Below are 18,608 nucleotides of genomic sequence, written 5' to 3'. Positions count from 1 at the left end.
AGAAGGGCCCTGCTGGACTGGTCCCGCGCCACCGTCGACTCCCAGTCGATCCGCGCCAAGAGAGGGGGAGAAGACAGGGCCAAACCCCACCGACCGGGGTAAACCCGGTTCCAAGCTCCATCTGCTGTGCGACAACCAAGGGCTGCCGCTGACCTGCGCGATCTCCGCGGCCAACGTCAACGACGGCGAAGCGCTCAAACCCCTGGTGCGAGGCATCCCCGCGGTGCGCTCACGCCGAGGACCCCGCAGGCGACGCCCCGCCAAGCTGCACGGCGACAAGGCCTACCACTCCCGCGACCGGCGCCGCTGGCTGCGCGAACGCCAGATCGGCGTGCGCATCGCCCGCCCCGGCGTCGAGTCGTCCCAGCGACTGGGCAGGCACCGGTACAAGGTCGAGCGCTCCATCGCCTGGCTGGGCTCTTACCGCAGACTGAACGTGCGCTGGGAACGCAAGGCCTCCAACTTCCTGGCCATGCTCGGCATCGCCTGCATCCTCATCTGCTACAAGCATCTGGCCAAGCACAGCGAGGACTTTTGAGATGAGCTCTTAGAGGAACCATCGTGAACACCTTTCTCATCATCGCTCTCCCCTTGGCGGCGGGTGCGGTCTGCGCCGTCCTGGGTTACCTGATCGCCCGGCACCGCGCCGGAGCCGAGAACCGCGGTCTCCGGGATGCGCAGATCCGCTCGGAGGCGGACCTGAGCATCGTCGAGGAACAGCGCGACCAGGCCCGCTCTCAATCCGAGAAGCTCCGCGAAGAGCGCGACGACGCCCGGCGGGCGCAGCGCGAGAGCGAGACCGCGGTGACCGAGCAGGCCACCCGGCTGAACACCGCGTCGGAACGGCTCGGGAGGTTGGAGGCCGAGCTGGAGTCGGCCCGCGGCGACCACCGGCGGATCGTCGGAGAGGCCGAGACCATGCGGGCCTCCCTGGACACCAGCGATCGGCGGACCCGCGACATGGAAGCCGCCCTGGCCAATACCGAAAAGGACAAGGCCGCCCTGGAGGCTCTGGTCGAGGAGCTGAAGCAGCGCTCCGGCACCTACGACGCCGAGCTCGCGAAGCTGCGCACCGAACGGGCGGAGTTGGAGAAGCGCCAGGCCGAGGTGGCCGCCGCGCAGAAGGAGCTGGACAAGGTCCGTGAGGAGCACAGTCGGCTCCAGACCGAGCAGGTCGAGGCGACTGTGGCCAAGATGCTGGAGTCCTCCCAGGAGAAGCTGACCGCCGCCGCGGACGAGAAGCTCGGGACGACCGCCAGGGCCGTGACCGAGAAACTCCAGGAGCTGGGCCTGCATCTGCGCGAGTTCGACGGCAGGCGAACCACGACCGAGGCCCGCCTGGACGAGCAGCTCAAGCACCTGACCCAGGAGAACGCCCGGGGTCGTGCGCAGACCGAGGCTCTGGTCAAGGCACTGCGCAAGCCCCAGGTCCGCGGGCAGTGGGGCGAGCTCCACCTCAAGAGGGCCGTCGAACTGGCGAACATGCGCGAGCGCTGCGACTTCGATACCCAGGTCACGGTCACGGACGAGGAGAGGACCCAGCGACCGGACATGGTCGTCAACCTCACCAGCGGCCGCCGGATCGTGGTGGACGCCAAGGTCTCCCTCGACGCGTTCATGAACGGCGTGGAGGCGGACGACGACGCCGGATACGAGCGCTTCATGGACGAGCACGCCGCGCAGATCCGCAAGCACGTGGACGCGCTCGCCACGAAGGAGTACTTCGTGAAGGTCGCGGGCAGCCCGGACTTCGTCCTGATGTTCCTGCCGAACGAGGCCCTGCTCCAGGCCGCTCTGGACCGGAAGCCGGACCTGTACGAGCACGCCCTCGCCAAGAAGATCATCATCGCGACCCCCACGGTGCTGATCCCCATGCTCCGTACCATCGCCCTGGCCTGGGACGAGAAGGCGATGCGGGAGAACACGGAGGTCATCCACGGGTTGGGCCGAGAGATCTACGACCGGCTCACCAAGGTGGGTGAGCACCTGGGAAGGCTGAGGAGTTCGCTGGACAAGTCGGTGGAGCACTACAACGCGGCGATCGGCTCGTTGGAGGCGCGTGTACTGCCGACCGCCCGTGAATTCCCCAAGCTCGGTATCCGCCCGAAGAAGGAACTGACCGGGTTGCACCCGGTGGAACGTCAGACTCGGGCGCTGGTCGCCCCGGAGCTGCTGGCCTCCACCACCGCAGAGGCCGGAACCGGTGCCCCTGAGACGGACCTGGTGGAGGTCGTCCCTGACCAGCTCGACTGAGGAGAGCACTTGATCTCCGCGCGGCCGTTCCCCGAAGACTCTTCGGAGAACGGCCGCATCGTGTACGGACCCCTGCCGGCGATCAGGCCAGGGCCGGTATGCGGGGGCTGCCCGGGTTCTGGGCCCAGGGGCGGGTGGTGGGTGGGTCGGTGTGCGGCCAGAGCAGGAACAGGAGGGCGTCGATGTCGGCGGCTTCCTACCGGCCGTTGGGGGTGGCGGCCCAGAAGGATCGGGTGGCCTCTCCCCACCAGATCACCAGGTGCCGGTAGCGGGCCTGGATGTGGGCGGCCTGGGTGTGCTCGCCGGCGTACTCGGAGCGGTGACAGCCCAGGCAGGGCAGGCGTTCGGCCCGGCGTTCCCGGCAGGAGGGTGCGTGCAGGTGGCGCAGGCGGGCCCGCCCATCGGCCGGCGGCGGGGCGAGGAGATGAGGTTCTGCATCAGATCCTCTTTTCCTTACATATGCGTTGTCGGGTTTTCGGGGGTTCAGGGCCCAGGGGAAGCGCTGCAACGCTTTCCTGGGCCCATCTCATGTCCTGGGTGACATGTCGGCCAGCGGTGCTGGTTGCTGGTGCTCCAGCGGCTGCCAGCCAGGTCGTAGGAAAGGTAGAACCAGACACTGCGGAAGCCGGCGCGGCCACAGTCTCGTACCGTGGCAGGGTGTGCGCGTGTGCTGAGGGCTCCGGCACGCACCGGCCCCGAAGCCCTCCGCAGCCACTCCCCTAGCCCTCGGTCCCCAGGGCCAGGTCCACCCGAGCCCCCTCCCAGGTGTCCCCGGACCGCCAGATCACCTCGGTTCCGAAGGCCTCGCTCACCATCGTGGCCGCTTCGGGAGGTTCCGGAGACTGTGGCAGCACCAAGAAGGCCCGATCAGCCTTCGTGCCGGTCGCGTACTCGACCTCCATGATCCGCAGGACGCCTTCACGCATCCGGGCGTACGTGTGTCCATTCACGCCCAGGACCTCGTACAGGTAACTGCCCTCGGGCCCATCGCACTGCACGTCGACGAACTCCGACGCCCCCGGTGTCCACTGCTTCTTGAATAGGTCCGCCATAAGCTGGTGTCGGAGGCTCTCGTGGCCATGGTCCTGTCTCTCCCGCTGCACCGCCGCACGGATGACGGTCAGGAATCCGTCTTCCACAGACTCACTCGTCTCGGACATGCTCTGCTCCCTCGTGTTCGGTTTCCGGGGTTGGGGAAGCGGGCCAGCGGGCGCCCCCGCCGGCTCCTGCGTCGAAGGATCCTCCTGCGGGTCGGTCCCCGACCCTTCCCCCGCACCCTCGGGGCGGTTCAGCCGGTACCTGGAAGGCACCCCCGCCAGGAACTGGGCGTAGCTCCGTTCCAGGTGGACGGTCTGGTAGTCCGTCACGGACCGGACGTCCGGGCTCAGCACCAGCCGGTATCCCCGATCCTCCAGCAGCCAATAACCATCCCTCTTCCGGGACCAGGTACCGCTGGTCCACAGGTGGGTCAGCATGTCGCGGAGCTCCACCTGAGCATCCCGCGCGCTGGCCCGGTGCCGCGCCGCGAACCGGGCCCGCGCCGCCGCGGAGACACGGACCGCCTCGGGCCCCTCCTCCGGCAGGTCCGGGACGGCCCCGCGGGTGGTGCCCACGGGGCGGGACAGAACCCCGGGCGCCTCCGAACGGGGAAGGGGAACTCGCGTCCGGTAACCCCCGCACCCCTCCTGACGGCACCACCTGTCAGCAGTGGTGGTGGAGTTGCGGCAGCGGTCGCCGTCGGTCCGGAACCGGGTGCACCGCACCAGTCCCCCGTGGTCCGCGCCGCTACCCGGAGTCTGCTCGGGGTCGACCAGGACATCGGGCAGCGGCCGCGCGTACACGATGCTCAGGGACTGGGTGCACCTGGTCAGGGCGACGTAGAGCTGGCCAACGCCGTTGGCGTCCGACGCGGTGATCTCGCCCGGCTCCACCAGGACGACGTGGTCGAACTCCAGACCGTTCACCCGGGACACCGGCAGGACCTGGACCTCCGGCCCCTCCTCGGCACCCCCCGATTCCTTTCGTTGTTCCCCCACCCGCTCCAGCAGGGACGAGTCGTCAGCGGTGATGACCGCGATCGACCGGCTCCGTCCGCCCGTCTCCCGCAGCCGGTCCACCTGTGCCGCCACCTCGGCCAGGAGGTCGTCGGGGACGGTCCAGCGCACCGTGACGTCCCCCTCCTCCGGGGGACGCACCGGGATCGGCTGGCGCACGGTCGGCGCCACCGCCACCGCGGCGGGCACGGAGACGTGCATGACCTCGTACGGCACCCGGTAGCCGACGGTGAGTTCGTGCAGGTGCCACCCGTCCCGCAGCGTCAGCAGCTCCACGAAGTCCGACCACTGCTCGTAGCGGTGCTCCCCGGTGGACTGGGCCAGGTCGCCCAGGACGGTGAGCGACCCGCTGGGACAGCGCCGGGCCAACCCGCGTACCTGCATCGGGGTGAGGTTCTGGGCCTCGTCCACCACGATGTGCCGGTAGCGCACCGGACCGTCGCCGGTGAGCAGGACCCGCAGTTCCTCCAGGCAGACCAGGTCGGCGCGGGTCCAGGGTTCGGCGGCCTCGGTCCGGGACCTGGCGCGGTTCAGGACCCGCTGCTCCTCCTCGGTCAGGATTCCCTCGGCCGCGGCGGCCAGCGCCTCGGGGTCGTTGAGCAGCCTGCGCATCAGCCGCTTCTCGGACAGCTGCGGGCACACGGCCGTGATCAGGCGGGTCACGGCACGGCTCTGCGAAAGCCTGCGGCGGACTCCCCCGTCCCGGCCCAGGTGACCACTCCGCTCGGCCAGCTCGGCGATCAGGTGGTCGAGGAGGGAGTCCAGGAAGTACTGCCGCCGGTCGGCGTGGGTGCCGGGGCGCTGTCGGGCCTGCTCGACCAGCCCCTCCAGGTCGTCCCCCGCCACGACGAGTTGGCGGCTCTCGTCCTGGAAGACGAGGCGCCCGTCCGTGAGGAGACCGGCCAGCCCCTCGGGTCGGATCAGCCCGCGGACCGCCCGCTCCAGCACCGCCGCCATCCTGGCGTCGGACTTGATCCGGGCCTGCTCGGGGTTGTCCTCGGCTCGGACCTGCCCCTCCCACAGCCCGTCCAGGGCCTGTGCCCGCACCCCGCGGGTGCCGAGCGAGGGCAGGACCTGGCTGACGTAGTTCAGGAACTCCGGGTGCGGCCCGACCACCAGGATCTGCTCGGCCTTGAAGTGGTCGTTGTCCAGCAGCCAGGTCACGCGGTGCAGCCCGACCGCGGTCTTGCCGGTTCCCGGTCCGCCCTGGATGACCAGGGTCCCGGGGCGCGCGTCGGAGACCAGTTCGAGCTGGTCGCGCTGGATGGTCTCGACGATGTCCCGCATCAGGCCCTTGCGGGCGCGGTTGAGTTCCTCCAGGAGGAAGGGGTCGACCGTCTCCCCCTGCTCCCGGGCCCTGCGGCGGGTGGCCAGGGCCGCGACCTTCTTGGGGGAGGGAACAGCGGGGCGGGCGGGGGCGGCGGGATCGGAGGTGTCGGAAGTGCCGGAGGTGTCGGAGGCGTCAACGGGGACGGCCGCGCTCTGGTCCGGCTCGCTGATCTCGTCGAAGTAGGAGAGGACCTTGCTGTCCTCGCACTTGAGCCTGCGGCGCAGGCGCACTGTCCCCGGGGAACTGGGGCTGGCCAGCCGCCACTCCCTGGCCAACGGCGCCGTCCACTTGATGACCAGGCGGTTGCCCTTCGCGTCCTTGACCCCCTCCCGCCCGACGTAGAAGGTCTCGCGTTCGCTGCGCTCCTCCACGTCGGCGCGCATGAACACCAGAGGTTTGCCGTCCAGTTGGAGGGCCTCCAACCTCTCCTCGGACTGCCGCTTCAGGTCAGCGTTGTCCTTCGTGCTCGCACCCAGCGGGTGTCGAGCGATCCTGCGGAGGTCGCCCTTCGCACGCTCGAAGTGGCGGTAGGCGCGGTCGACCGCTGCCTGCTCCTGCGCGATGACCGTGTCCCGGTCTCCTTGGTTCACGTCTACTCCGGCTGTTGTACTGCGGGGGTATGCACCTGTTACTGCGGGGGTGTGCACCGTCGGACGGGAGCCGTCGGGTGGTGCGGGGTGTCTGCCAGACACGGAAAAGGGGCCGCGTCCTGAGGGGGATGTCGGCTCTCGTCGGGGCCGGGAGAGGCACGGCCGAGAAGGAACCGACGGGGTGGTCGGTGCCGGGCGCCGTTCGGGGGAAGGCGGGGCCGCGGGCAGCGGTCGGGGGTGGTCGGGGTCCACCAGCGGGACCCGTCCCCGCTTCGTGGGCGCATCCGACCGGGGGTTACACCGGGGTTCGGGACGAACCTGCGAATTCCACGACCTCACTGCCCATGTCAGCCGAAAAACCCGTCCGTGATCATGACGCGGGGATTGGCACAGGGGTTGACGCAGAAACCGGCCCCTCAGCCTGCCCGCCGCCAGACCCGCCCGGAGCATCCGCCCCGGCCGAGCCCTCCGTCCCGGCCCGCCCTCGGCTGATACCCCGGACACCGCCCGGACCCGGCTGTTCTCAGCGCTGTCTCGTGCTGCCTCAGTGCTGCCTCAGTGCTGCTCGCTCCGGTGGTTGTCCTCCGAAGGAGGTCCCTCCGCGGTCCGGGGCGCCGCGGGCAGGAGGTGCGGGCTCGCGGGTTCCTCCCGCAGCCACCCCTGGTCCACCAGGTACCTGATGGCCAGCGCGCCCTCCCACTGGTTCCAGCCGAACACCGCCTCCAGCTCACGCCAGGTGGGGCCGCGCCCGTGCTCGGCGAGGTGCTCCTCCACGTGCGCGGCCACCCACGGCTCCAACCCCTGGACGACCCGCCAGGCGCGCATGGTCTGGCCGGTCCGCAACGCCCGCTGTTCTCCCGCTCGCCCGGGCTCGGCGCGTCGGGGCCGGGGAGCCCCGGGCCCCCTCCCCTGGACCGAGGACGTACCCGCGCTGCGGGTCCGCCCCTCCTGGGAGGTCAGGTGCCATCCCTTGCAAGCCGGGCACTCGTAGGCCCGGCGGGGCATCCGGTCCGAGCGGTCGGAGCCGTGGTGGCGGATGGCGGCCAGGGCCAGTTCAGCGCTGATGCTGTCCCTGAACCAGCGCTTGCCGCACCTGCGCGGGCGGGAGGCGTGCGGCGCTCGGGCGGGCTTCCGGCCGGAGTGAACGTGGTGTCGGCTCATGGGGGGCTCCTCGAGGTCGGCCGGTACCTGTGGGGTACCGGAGTGCGTGCTCCGGGAAGCGAGCGGCTGACCGCTCTGGATCATGCCGAGGACACTACCCAGAAACACTGACTCGATGAAGGTCAGACTTTGATAAGGGGAGTTATCAGATTTCCACTACCAAAAATCCTCGCCCTGCCCTACAGTGGCCTCACACCCGCACTCCCACCCCCGACGCAGAGAGCGAGGAAGCGGCCCATGTCTTCGTCACCCCTGCTGCTCTCCCTGTCCGACATCGCGGGGCTCGCCCGCGTCCAGCGCCCGGTCGTCTCCACCTGGCGTCGGCGTCACCCTGACTTCCCCTCCCCCATGGCGGAGAACGACAGCCGGTCATGGTTCGACGGCCACGCGGTCGCCGACTGGCTGACCAGCACCGGGCTGGGCAACACCCCGGCGGACGAGATCGGCCCGGAGCTGGTCGCGCACGGACTGGTCCGCGTGGCGGAGGGGGTAGGGGCGCAGCGCCTTGTCTCAGTACTCGGAGCGCTGCTGTGCCTCCAGTACATGGACGAGAAGCCCCTCGCCGACACCACGAAGGACGCTCTGCTCACCCGTGCGGAGCACATGGACCCCGACGACGAGTTCTTCCTGCGCGAGCTGAGCGCCGACCCCGGGCTCTCCGCCCGCCTCGCACCCCTGGCCGAGGACCTGGTCGAGGCCGCCTACACCCCCGGTGGCGCGCACGAACACCTCATGCGGCAGCGGCACCGCCTCGGGCTCGCCGACCCCGAGAGCGGTTCCCTCGCCCCCGAGCTGCGCCGCCTCATCGTGCAGGTGGCGGACCCGCACGAACGGGCCTCCGCCAACGACACGCTCACCGTCGCCGACCCGCACGCCCTGTACGGGGACCTGCTCCACGACATGGTGTGCGCCCTCGACGACCCCGCGGACAGCCGGACCCTGGCCGCCGAGCGGCGCCCCGACCTGGCCCGGCTCACCCGGCGCAGACTGCTGCTGACCGGGGTGCCCGAGCTCGACCTGGACGTGCAGGAGGGCACCGAACTGGAGGAGGGCATCGCCGACCCCGACCTGGTGGTCACCCTGCTGCCGTACCAGGCGGGCGAAAGCCGTTCCCAGGCTCGGGTGTTGGAGGAGATCGAGGCCATCGGCGACCTGCTCGGCCCCGGTTGCACGGCGGTCGTCATCGGCCCCGCCGACGCGCTGGTCGGTGCTCTGGACACCCGCGAGGCGCAGATCCGCTCCCGTCTGATCCGGAGCAAGCTGGTCGAGTCGGTCACCACCCTGCCCGGCGGGGCCGACCCCTCCCGCCCCGGGTACGAGTGCGCCATGTGGACCCTGCGCAGGGGCCAGGTCGCCAACACCGAGGGCCGGGTGCTGGTCAACGACATCAGCGCACGGCCCCTGGGCGACCAGGTGATGGGGACCCTGGCCGAGGACATCCTGCTCTGGCGGGCCGAGGGCCATCACCTGGGCGGGCACGACCCCCGGTACGGGATGTCGGTGACCATCAAGGACCTGGAGGACCGGTTCGGCGAGGCGCTCGTTCCACCGGGGCCGCCGGTGTCCCGGCTGCTGTCCCAGGCGGTCCGCGACCGCCCGGCCCTGATCGCCGAGGCCGAGACCCGCCTGACCGAGGCCGACAACCGGGCCCGTGCGCACACGGAGTCCGCCGGCCCTCTTCGCGGCGGTCTCCTCCGCCGGGTGGGGCCCACACCGGAGCGGGCCACCGTCAACACCCTGATCCGCCAGGACCGGCTCGTCCCGGTCAAGGGGCACCGGATCGCGGACGAACACATCGACCCGGCGGGCCAGCTGGACCTGATCGGCCCGGACGAGGTTCTGGGACGGTCCCCGCGTGGGAGTCGTCGCATCGACCGCCTGGTCCTGGCCGCGGAGTACCAGCACGCGGCCCTGACCGAACCCGGCGACGTGGTGTACACGACCGCCACGGGCTTCGGGGTGATGGTCGACCACGAAGGGGCCTCAGTGGTCTGCTACCCGGCCCGGGTCCTGCGGGTGAACCGCAAGGCGAGACGGGCGCTCACCCCCCGGGTTCTCGCACTGCTCCTGGAGGGTGCGGTCTCCACCAACAAACCGACGGGCTCGGTCCGCGCCCCCCGCGGCATCGGGGAGGCCTCCCTGCCCGACCTGAACCCGAAGGAGGTCGAGCGCCTGGACACCTTCCTGGCCGAGTCGGACCGAAGACGCGCGCTGCTGGACGCCCAGTACACCGAGCTCGACACCATACGACGGCTGAGCGCAGCTGGTTTCGGCGACGGGACCCTGGCTGTCCCCACCGACTGACAGACTTTCCCTACCTCTCCCCTCTTCCCGGTTCCGTTGTCCCTGGACAGCCGCGCTACCGGGTCATATCAACACCGAAGGAACACACCGCATATGCCGCCACGCAAACGCGCCAGCACCCAGCAGGGGGAGCTGTTCAACGCCTCCACCCCGCAGGAGATCCGGGCGATCCTCTGGAAGGCCGCCGACCAGCTGCGCGGCTCCATGGACGCCGCCCAGTACAAGGAGTTCGTGCTCGGGCTGGTCTTCCTCAAGTACGTGGCCGACGCCTTCGACGAGCGCCGCCGCGAGATCGTCGTCGAGCTTGAGGAGGACGGTGTCCCCGAGCACCGCTGGGACGCCTTCCTGGAGGACCAGGACTCCTACACCGAGGAGAACGTCTTCTGGGTGCCCGGAAAGGCTCGCTGGAAGCACATCGCCGAGAACGCTGCCAGCACCCCCGACGGGGTCGGCAAGCTCATCAACGACGCGATGGGCGAGATCATGGCGAACAACAAGGCGCTGACCGGTGTGCTGCCGCAGATCTTCAACCGCGACAACGTCGACCAGAAGCGGCTGAAGGGGTTGGTCGACCTCATCAGCGACGCCCGGTTCGCGGGTAACGACGAGAAGACCGCGCAGGACGTCCTCGGTGAGACCTACGAGTACTTCCTGGAGCAGTTCGCCCGGGCCGAGGGCAAGCGGGCCGGTGAGTTCTACACACCCAAGAGTGTGGTTGAGCTGCTGGTGGAGATCCTGGAGCCGTACGAGGGCCGGGTGTACGACCCCTGCTGTGGTTCCGGCGGCATGTTCGTCCAGGCGCAGAAGTTTGTCGCGCATCATGGGGGCCGCGACCACACCCACGACATCGCGGTGTATGGCCAGGAGGCCAACGAGCGCACCTGGCGTCTGGCCAAGATGAACCTGGCCATCCACGGCATGGACCCCGAGGGCGTGGGCAAGCGCTGGGCAGACACCTTCGGCGACGACAAGCTGCCCGACCTGAAGGCTGATTTTGTCCTGGCCAACCCGCCGTTCAACCTCCACCCCTGGGAGCGGCGGACAGACGACAACCGCTGGCGTTTCGGTGTTCCGCCTGCGAACAACGCCAACTACGCCTGGTTGCAGCACATCGCTTCCAAGCTGGGTGACCGGGGTAAGGCCGGTGTGGTCCTGGCCAACGGGTCGATGTCCACACAGACCTCGGGTGAAGGTGAAATTCGCAAGGCGATGGTGGACGCCGATCTAGTGGCGTGCATGGTGGCGCTACCGGGCAACCTGTTCCGCACCACCGCGATCCCGGCCTGCCTGTGGTTCCTGATCAGGGACAAGGGCGCCCAGGGAGCCGACGCGACCAACGACCGCCGCGGAGAGGTGCTATTCATCGATGCCCGCGAAATGGGCGAGATGATCAACCGCACCGAGCGAGTGTTCACTCCAGAAGACTTGGAGAAGGTCGCCGACACCTTCCACGCCTGGCGCGGCACAGCTTCTGCAAGGAAGAAGGGGCTGACCTACGAGAACGTGCCGGGGTTCGCATACTCCGCCAAGCTTCAGGAAATCGCCAAGCACGACTACATCCTGACCCCTGGTCGCTATGTGGGAGCGACCGAGATCGAGGAAGACCCGGACGCCGAACCGCTGGATGAGAAGATCGCCCGCCTGACGAAGGAGCTCTTTGAGCAGTTCAACGAGTCCCAGCGCCTTGAGGGCGTCGTCCGCGAGCAGCTCGGGAGGATCGGTGGCTAAGAGCAACACCAAGACGGGGGGCCGAGTCGCCACGACCGGTGTCATTCCCGGACGTTGGGCCCTCAGCGTCGGCAACCCGGAGAGCCCCACGCCCGAAGGGTTCTCGTGGACTCTTCTCTCTGACGTTGCCCGTCTGGAGAGCGGCCACACCCCCAGCCGCAAAAAAGACGAGTACTGGAACGGAGAAATCCCCTGGATCGGCATCCGGGACGCCACGGAAAACCATGGCCGTGTCATCACCTCAACCAAACAGTGGATCTCCGAAGAAGGTCTCAATAATTCCTCGGCAAGGCTTCTCCCCGCAGACACGGTCTGCTTGTCCCGAACCGCGTCCGTCGGCTATGTAATCACCATGGGAGTTCCCATGGCCACCAGCCAGGACTTCATCAACTGGGTATGCGGACCACAGCTCTCAGCAAAGTATCTGCACTACATTCTCATGTCTGAACAGGAGGCCATCCGGCGCTTCGCTCACGGAACGACCCACCAAACGGTCTATTTTCCGGAGGCGAAAGCCTTCCACGTGTGCCTACCCAGCCGCACGGAACAGGATTCAATCACCGCAGTCCTCAGCGCACTGGATGAAAAAATTGCAACCAACGAGCACATCGCCAAAACCATCGGGGAACTATCCTCAGTCACATACAGTTCAGCGCTTTATAATTCTCCGGACAGTTTCACAGAAACCCCACTGTCCGATACATCCGACTTCATCAACGGACGAGCTTTCACCAAAGACGCAACTGGCTCCGGCAGGATGGTCATCCGCATCGCTGAAATGAACTCGGGCCCTGGGAAGTCTACAGTTTACAACGAAATTGAAGTTCCAGAGAAACACCTCGCCAATCCGGGCGACATCCTCTTCTCCTGGTCGGGATCCCTGATTGCACAAAGGTGGTATCGCCCCCAGGGGATTATTAACCAGCACATCTTCAAGGTCGTCCCCAAGAGCGGACATCCCGTGTGGCTGTCTTTCGAACTAGTCAAGCGAAAGATCACTGATTTCCGATCCATCGCTGCCGACAAGGCCACTACCATGGGCCATATTCAGCGACGCCACCTGGATGAAACGGTTCCCGTACCCAACGCAGAGATTATCTCCAAGCTCGATGCTTCACTTGGACCGTTGTGGGACCGTGCACTCGTCGCTGAGCAGGAGGGCCTCAAACTCGCGGAGTTGCGGGACACCCTTCTTCCCCAGCTGATGTCCGGAAAGTTGCGCGTCAAGGACGCTGAGAGAATCGTGGAGGACAACGTATGACACCCCCCAGACCCGGCGATTCCAACTTCTCCGGTGTCCCTGCTGAGTCCGGATTCGGTTCACTCTCCTCGGGGCGGATGACCGAGGCTGATTGGGAGAACTACGCCCTCGAAGAACTCGGCGAGCTCGCCTGGCGGACCGCCCATGGCAAGGAGATCGCCCCCGGTTCCGGGCAGCGCCGGGTCTGGGATGACCTCATTCTTCATGAGGACCTGAGTGAGGCGGTGTGGCGCCTCAACCCCGGGCTCACCCCCTCCGCGGTAGAGCGCGCCCTGACCATCGCGACCACGCCCGCCTCGCGCGAGCCCCTCCCCGAGAACCGGCTCGCGCACGGCTACCTCACCTCCGGAATCCGGCTCACCTACACCGACGAGTTCGGCGCCGAGCACTCCCCCACCGTCCGGCTCGTCGACTTCGCCAACCCCACCGCCAACACCTTCCGCGCCGTCAACCAGGTCCGCCTGCTCGACGGTGACCACGAGCGCCGGTTCGACGTCGTCCTCTACGTCAACGGCCTCCCCCTGGCCGTGGTCGAGCTCAAGAACGCCTCCGACCCGCGCGCCACCCTCGCCGGGGCGCACGCCCAGCTGGGCACGTACGCGGAGGAGTTCCCCGCCGCGTTCCGCTACAACTTGCTCTGTCTGGTCTCGGACGGGGTCACCGCCAAGTACGGCACCCCGTTCACGCCCTTCGAGCACTTCGCCCCGTGGAACGTGGACGGGCAGGGCGAGCCCCTCGACAGCCCGGACTCCGAGTACGCCGAATACTCCGAGGTCGAGCAGCCCGACGCGCTGGCCCTCGCCCTGCGCGGGTTGTTCAACCAGCACCGGTTCCTCGACCTCACCCGGAACTTCGTCAACTTCACCAGCAGCGGCAGCAAGCACGGCAAGCGCGTCGCCAAGGCCCACCAGTACTTCGCGGTGAACAAGGCCCTCAAGGCCGTGGTCAGGGCCTCCCAGACCAACGGGCAGGCGGGCGTGGTCTGGCACACCCAGGGGTCGGGCAAGTCCGAGGAGATGGTCTGCCTGAGCGGGTTGGCGACCCGCGAGCCGGCGCTGAACAACCCCACCGTCGTGGTCGTCACCGACCGCAACGACCTCGACGACCAGCTCCTCGGTACCTTCCAGGCCAGCCGTGAACTCCTGGGCACCGACCCGGTCCAGGCCGACTCCCGGCAGGAGCTGCGGGACGTCCTCACCAACACCAACACCGGCGGGATCGTCTTCACCACCCTGCAGAAGTTCGGGCGCACCAAGGCCGAACGCGACTCCGGGGCCGACCACCCGCTGCTGTCGGAGCGGCGCAACATCCTGGTGGTCGTCGACGAGGCCCACCGCAGCCACTACGACAGCCTCGACGGGTACGCCCGGCACCTGCGCGACGCGCTCCCGCACGCCACCCTGATCGCCTTCACCGGGACCCCGATCTCCCGCGCCGACGCCAACACCCGCGAGGTGTTCGGCGGCGGCGAGGACTACATCGACGTCTACGACCTGCACCGCGCGGTCAAGGACGGCGCGACCGTGCGCGTCTACCACGAGCCGCGGCTGATCGAGATCTCGCTGCCCGAGGGGGTGGACCCCTCGGTGATCGACGCCCAGGCGGACAGCCTCACCGCCGCGATGGACGACGCCGAACGCCGCAAGGCGCTCAAGGCCGCCCTGAAGATGACCAACATCTACGGCGCCCCCGAGCGGGTGGCCGCGCTCGCCAAGGACCTGGTCGAGCACTGGGAGAAACGCTCGGAGCTGGTCCGCCCCTACCTGGGCGGCCCGGGCAAGGCCATGCTGGTGTGCGCCACCCGTGAGGTGTGCGTCCGGGTCTTCGACGCCCTGGCGGAGCTGCGCCCCCAGTGGGTGGGCGAGGGCCCCGACACCGGGGTGATGAAGGTGGTCTTCCACAGCGACCCCTCGGACGCCGCAGAGCTCAAGGCGCACGCGATGCGTCCCTCCGAGCACAAGGTCGTCCAGGCCCGCGCCAAGGACCCCGACGACGAGCTGCAGCTACTCATCGTGCACTCCATGCTGCTGACCGGGTACGACGCCCCGCCGATCCACACCATGTACATGGACCGGCCGATGCGCGGCGCGAACCTGATGCAGGCCCTGGCCCGCGTGAACCGGCGCTTCCGGGACAAGCAGGACGGGCTGCTGGTGGGTTACGCCCCGCTCACCGACAACCTCCGCAAGGCACTCGCCGAGTACTCGCCCAGCGACCAGGAGGACAAGACCCTGGGCCGGGGGGTCGACCGCGCCATCACCGAGGTCCGCAACGAGTACGACACCATCTGCGGTCTGCTGTCGGGGGTCGACTGGCGCAGGCTGCTGGTCTCGGGTGAGGACGACGCCCGTCGGCGCGCCCTGCGCGTGGTCTCCAACCACCTGGTCTCCCCGGAGGCCCAGCGCGTTCCCGAGGGTGAGGGCGCCAAGTCCCTGTCGCAGCGCTTCCGGGAGAGCGCGACCCGCCTGGAGCGCTTCTACCAGCTGTGCTCGATGAGCCGCCAGATCAGCGAGCGGTTCGAGGACCTGGAGCACTGGCGGCGCGACATCGCCTTCTTCGTGGAGGTGCGCGCCTGGGTGGTCAAGATCGAGGCCGCCAACCGCGAGGCGCGCGGCGAGACGCTGCCCGCCGAGATCAGCATGTACCTGTCGCAGCTGGCGGCCTCGGCGGTGGACGCCGAGGAGATCACCGACCTGTACGCCGAGGCGGGCATGGGCCGGTTGGACATCACCCGGCTCAACGAGGCCCAGCTGAAGCGCCTTCAAGAGTCGAAGACCCCGCACCTGGCCGCCGAGGCGCTGCGCCGCCTGGTTCAGGAGAAGATGCGCGAGGTCACCCGGCACAACGCGATCAGCCGGGAGCTGTTCACCGAACGTCTGGAGAAGCTCATGCTGCGCTACATGCAGGAACAGCTCAGCAGCGCCGAGGCCCTGTCCGCGCTGTTCTCGCTCGCCGGGGAGGTCATGGCCGAGGCCCGCCGGGGCGAGAAGTTCGACCCGCCGCTCAACGACGCCGAACTGGCCTTCTACGACGCGGTGGCCTCGCACGGCACGGCCAAGGAACTGATGGACGATGACGTCCTAGCGAACATCGCCCGTTCCCTGGTCCGGGACATCCGCAAGAACCTGAGCACCGACTGGCTCTCGCGCGAGCCGGTGCGGGCCAAGCTGCGCAACCGGGTGCGTCGACTGCTGGCCAAGTTCGACTACCCGCCCGACCAGGAGCAGAAGGCGATCGACTCCGTCATCAAGCAGATGGAGACCTTCGCCCACGAGTGGGCGCCCGCCGCGCGCGGCTGATCCTCCTCCGAACGCCACAGGGCCGGGGAACCGCTGGGTTCCCCGGCCCTTCGCGCGCACGAGACCGATTCCCCGCGCGCGCATTCTGTTCTTTGATTATCTGACAACCCCCCTTACCAAATCAGAATATGGTCGAATCCCTGTTCCGGGCAGCATGCTGGTTCCTGCCGGCGCACGACGGCCCGCCTCCCGAGACCGCGCGGCGAACACCTGTCCCCGGCCGCGTCCCCGCCCCATGGAGGAAGACCCGTGAGCACTCTCAAGCCCGCCCTCACCACCACCCTGTCCCTGACCCTGATGGCCCTGCTCTCCGCCTGCTCCAGCACCCCCGACGACAGCCAGATCGTGGGCCTGGAGCCCACCCAGAGCGACGACGCCACCGTCGAGGAGGCCGCGCAGGAGGAGACCACCGAGGACGAGACCCCCACCAGCGTCGAGGAGGAGTTCGGTTCCGAGTACGTCTACGCCGACGACCTCACCGTCCTCCTGACCAACCTCGAGCGCCGGGTCTCCGGCGAGTGGTACATGCCGGAGAACACCCCGTACGTGTACTTCGACATCCAGTTCGAGAACGGCACCGGCAGCCCCGTCGACCTCTCCTATCTGTCGGTCTACTGCCAGATCGGCGAGGAGGGCCGCACCGCCGAGGACGTCTACACCGACGACACCGGCAGCGGCTTCACCTCCGCCGTCATGGACGGCCGCACCGCCACCGCTGGCTACGGCTGCGCCCTGCCCGAGGACGAGTCCTACCTCCAGGTCGAGCTGACGCTCAGCGACTGGGAGGAGATGGACGACTACGTGCGCGAGACCGTCTACTTCGTCGGCGACGTCGCCTGATCCGCGTTCCGGTCCGGTGACGGGGCACCCCGCTTCACTCCGTCGTACCGGCCCCCGCATGGGGCGGCCCCTCCCCCGGAGAGGTCGGCCGCCCCGATCCGCCGAAGCCCCCCACTGTGAGGACCCGAACCGCCATGGCCGACCCCAAGAACAAGAAACCGCCCACAACCCGCAGGACCTCCCTCTACCGGCTCACGGACGACGGGGACCCGGACCTGCGCTCTCTGATCCGCCCCCGTTACCTGAACCAGGAGGGGTTCCAGGCCCGCCCGGTCCACCAGGGCCCTCTGCGGGGCCTGCTGGTCACCGGAACGACCGCCCCCGGCCCCGCCGACTGGTGCCAGGCCCTCGCCGACCTCACCGGGCTGGCGGTGAACGAGGAGAACCACACCGCCTTCGGTCTTCTGATCGTCCGCACGGAGAAGCACGTCTACGCGCTCGGCCACGGCATGGGCCACCTCATGATCGAGCCCGCGCGCATCGATCCCGGCTTCGGCATCCACTTCGCCGTGCGCTGCCTGGAGAAGGACCGTGTCACCAAGGTCCGCCGTCAGATCATGGACGCGCGCGGCCGCAGCGACGAGAACTCCGTGACCTCCGGGGAGCACATCCGCGGCTTCGGCATCGAGGAGTTCGGCGAGATCGTCAGCCACATCGCCGGAAAGGTCCGGGGGATCCCGCTGACGTACACCGGTGGCGATGCCACCGGTGCGCACATCACCGGCAATGACCGGTCGGTCAAACTGCACCTGGGCCGGACGCCGGAAGACCTGATGAACGACCTGCTCGCCGTCGAGGAGGTGTGCGAGCGGGACGACCCCCTGCCCGAGTTCGACTTCATCACCCAGGTCCGCCCACTGGAGTCGGTATCGGATCTGGTGCGGCACCTGGACGCGCGGCTGGACGAGATGCTGGGCGTCGGGGTCCCGGGCCGCATCGGCCTGGCCGTGCCATCAGAGTGCCGTGAGGGGTTCGACTCGGCCGAGACCTTCCGGGTCAGGATCGCCGGGCGCACGCGGACCATCTCCGAACTCGACGCGCAGGCCCTTCTCGGCCCCGTCGCCTCTTGCGCTCCGGGAGAACGGCTGGAGACCCTCCGCAAGGGCAAGGTCCAGATGTTCGCCGACTCCGACGTCGAAGAGGTGATCAGCGGCAACGTCTCCGCCGGGCGCTGGCTCACCGCCGAACTCGCCGAGGACGGCGTCCACTACTTCCTCTGGCAGGGGAAGTGGTACGAGGTCGGTGCCGAGTACCTGGCGACCGTGAAGCGGCGGGTCACCGAACTCCTCGCCCGGCCCAGCCGTGTCACCCTGCCGCCCTGGCCGAAGGGAGAGGACGAAGGGCCCTACAACAAGAAGCACGCCGCGACACAGGCGGGCTACGTACTCCTCGACAAGAAGAACGTGTACACTGCACGGCTCAACGGCGGCGGCTGGGAGGTCTGCGACGTACTCGGACCCGACGGCCAGCTCATCCATATCAAGAAGGCGCCGAGTGGCACCGCTCCGCTCAATCACCTCTTCGCCCAGGCGAGGATGTGCGTCGAGACACTGAAGTACGACACCGAGGCGCGTCGGAAGTTCATCGAAAAGCTCGATGAAATCGCTCCCGGGCACCCCACACGGGATTTCCGAGAGCCGACGGTCGTCCTGGGCATCCTCCTCAAGGACGGAGAACCGGTCACCCCGGATTCCCTCTTTTCCTTCGCCCAGATCTCCCTGCTTCATACCGACAACGTGTTCAAGGGCCTGGGGGCGCGGCTCGAAGTCGTCTCCATCGGCAGGTGAC

10 protein-coding genes and 1 pseudogene are annotated in these 18,608 nt (G+C 68.4%); 8 read left to right on the top strand and 3 right to left on the bottom strand.

Translation table 11 applies throughout. The features are described from left to right. Both TR33_RS26665 and rmuC read left to right on the top strand, forming a co-directional pair. A pseudogene (locus tag TR33_RS26665) lies at positions 1-538 on the top strand (IS5 family transposase); the annotation flags it as partial. A gap of 23 nt (positions 539-561) precedes the next feature. Next, the gene (gene rmuC / locus TR33_RS17815; RefSeq protein ID WP_042284259.1) at positions 562-2,253 is read left to right on the top strand and encodes a DNA recombination protein RmuC; all 1,692 of its coding nucleotides are present in this window, start codon (positions 562-564) and stop codon (positions 2,251-2,253) included. Positions 2,254-2,449: 196 nt separating this feature from the next. On the opposite strand, the gene TR33_RS27270 is transcribed toward rmuC, so the two are convergent. The 3 genes from TR33_RS27270 to TR33_RS17805 all read right to left on the bottom strand — a co-directional run bounded on the left by TR33_RS27270 (position 2,450) and on the right by TR33_RS17805 (position 7,388). Then, positions 2,450-2,761, bottom strand: a complete 312-nt coding sequence (locus TR33_RS27270) for a hypothetical protein (protein WP_234305879.1) — start codon at positions 2,759-2,761, stop codon at positions 2,450-2,452. Between the two features lie 211 nt (positions 2,762-2,972). Further along, a complete protein-coding gene (locus tag TR33_RS17810; protein WP_042284257.1) occupies positions 2,973-6,227 on the bottom strand; it encodes a HelD family protein in 3,255 nt (1,084 codons plus the stop codon). A gap of 555 nt (positions 6,228-6,782) precedes the next feature. Further along, positions 6,783-7,388 (bottom strand): hypothetical protein, encoded by a 606-nt coding sequence (locus TR33_RS17805; RefSeq protein ID WP_234305878.1) that lies wholly within the window; start codon positions 7,386-7,388, stop codon positions 6,783-6,785. Between the two features lie 237 nt (positions 7,389-7,625). On the opposite strand from TR33_RS17805, the gene TR33_RS17800 reads away from it, so the two are divergent. The 6 genes from TR33_RS17800 (at position 7,626) to TR33_RS17775 (ending at position 18,607) form a co-directional block, all read left to right on the top strand. After that, the gene (locus tag TR33_RS17800; protein WP_042284252.1) at positions 7,626-9,692 is read left to right on the top strand and encodes a hypothetical protein; all 2,067 of its coding nucleotides are present in this window, start codon (positions 7,626-7,628) and stop codon (positions 9,690-9,692) included. A gap of 93 nt (positions 9,693-9,785) precedes the next feature. Beyond that, a complete protein-coding gene (locus TR33_RS17795) occupies positions 9,786-11,420 on the top strand; it encodes a class I SAM-dependent DNA methyltransferase (RefSeq protein WP_042284250.1) in 1,635 nt (544 codons plus the stop codon). Continuing rightward, complete coding sequence (locus TR33_RS26085) at positions 11,413-12,681, top strand: restriction endonuclease subunit S (protein WP_159068795.1); 1,269 nt, start codon at positions 11,413-11,415, stop codon at positions 12,679-12,681. Before TR33_RS17795 ends, TR33_RS26085 begins: the two co-directional genes overlap by 8 nt. Continuing rightward, entirely contained in the window at positions 12,678-15,980 is a 3,303-nt protein-coding gene (locus TR33_RS17785) for a type I restriction endonuclease subunit R (RefSeq protein ID WP_042284245.1), read from the top strand. The genes TR33_RS26085 and TR33_RS17785 overlap by 4 nt, the downstream gene beginning before the upstream one ends. A 249-nt stretch (positions 15,981-16,229) precedes the next feature. Then, a complete protein-coding gene (locus TR33_RS17780; protein ID WP_042284242.1) occupies positions 16,230-16,820 on the top strand; it encodes a hypothetical protein in 591 nt (196 codons plus the stop codon). A gap of 134 nt (positions 16,821-16,954) precedes the next feature. After that, positions 16,955-18,607, top strand: a complete 1,653-nt coding sequence (locus TR33_RS17775) for a DUF6119 family protein (RefSeq protein ID WP_052358184.1) — start codon at positions 16,955-16,957, stop codon at positions 18,605-18,607. Position 18,608: the final 1 nt, after the last annotated feature.

It is taken from the genome of Nocardiopsis alba, assembly GCF_000710955.1.
In the GTDB taxonomy this organism is placed as follows: Bacteria; Actinomycetota; Actinomycetes; order Streptosporangiales; family Streptosporangiaceae; genus Nocardiopsis; species Nocardiopsis alba.
This window is presented reverse-complemented; position numbering and strand designations above follow the sequence as displayed.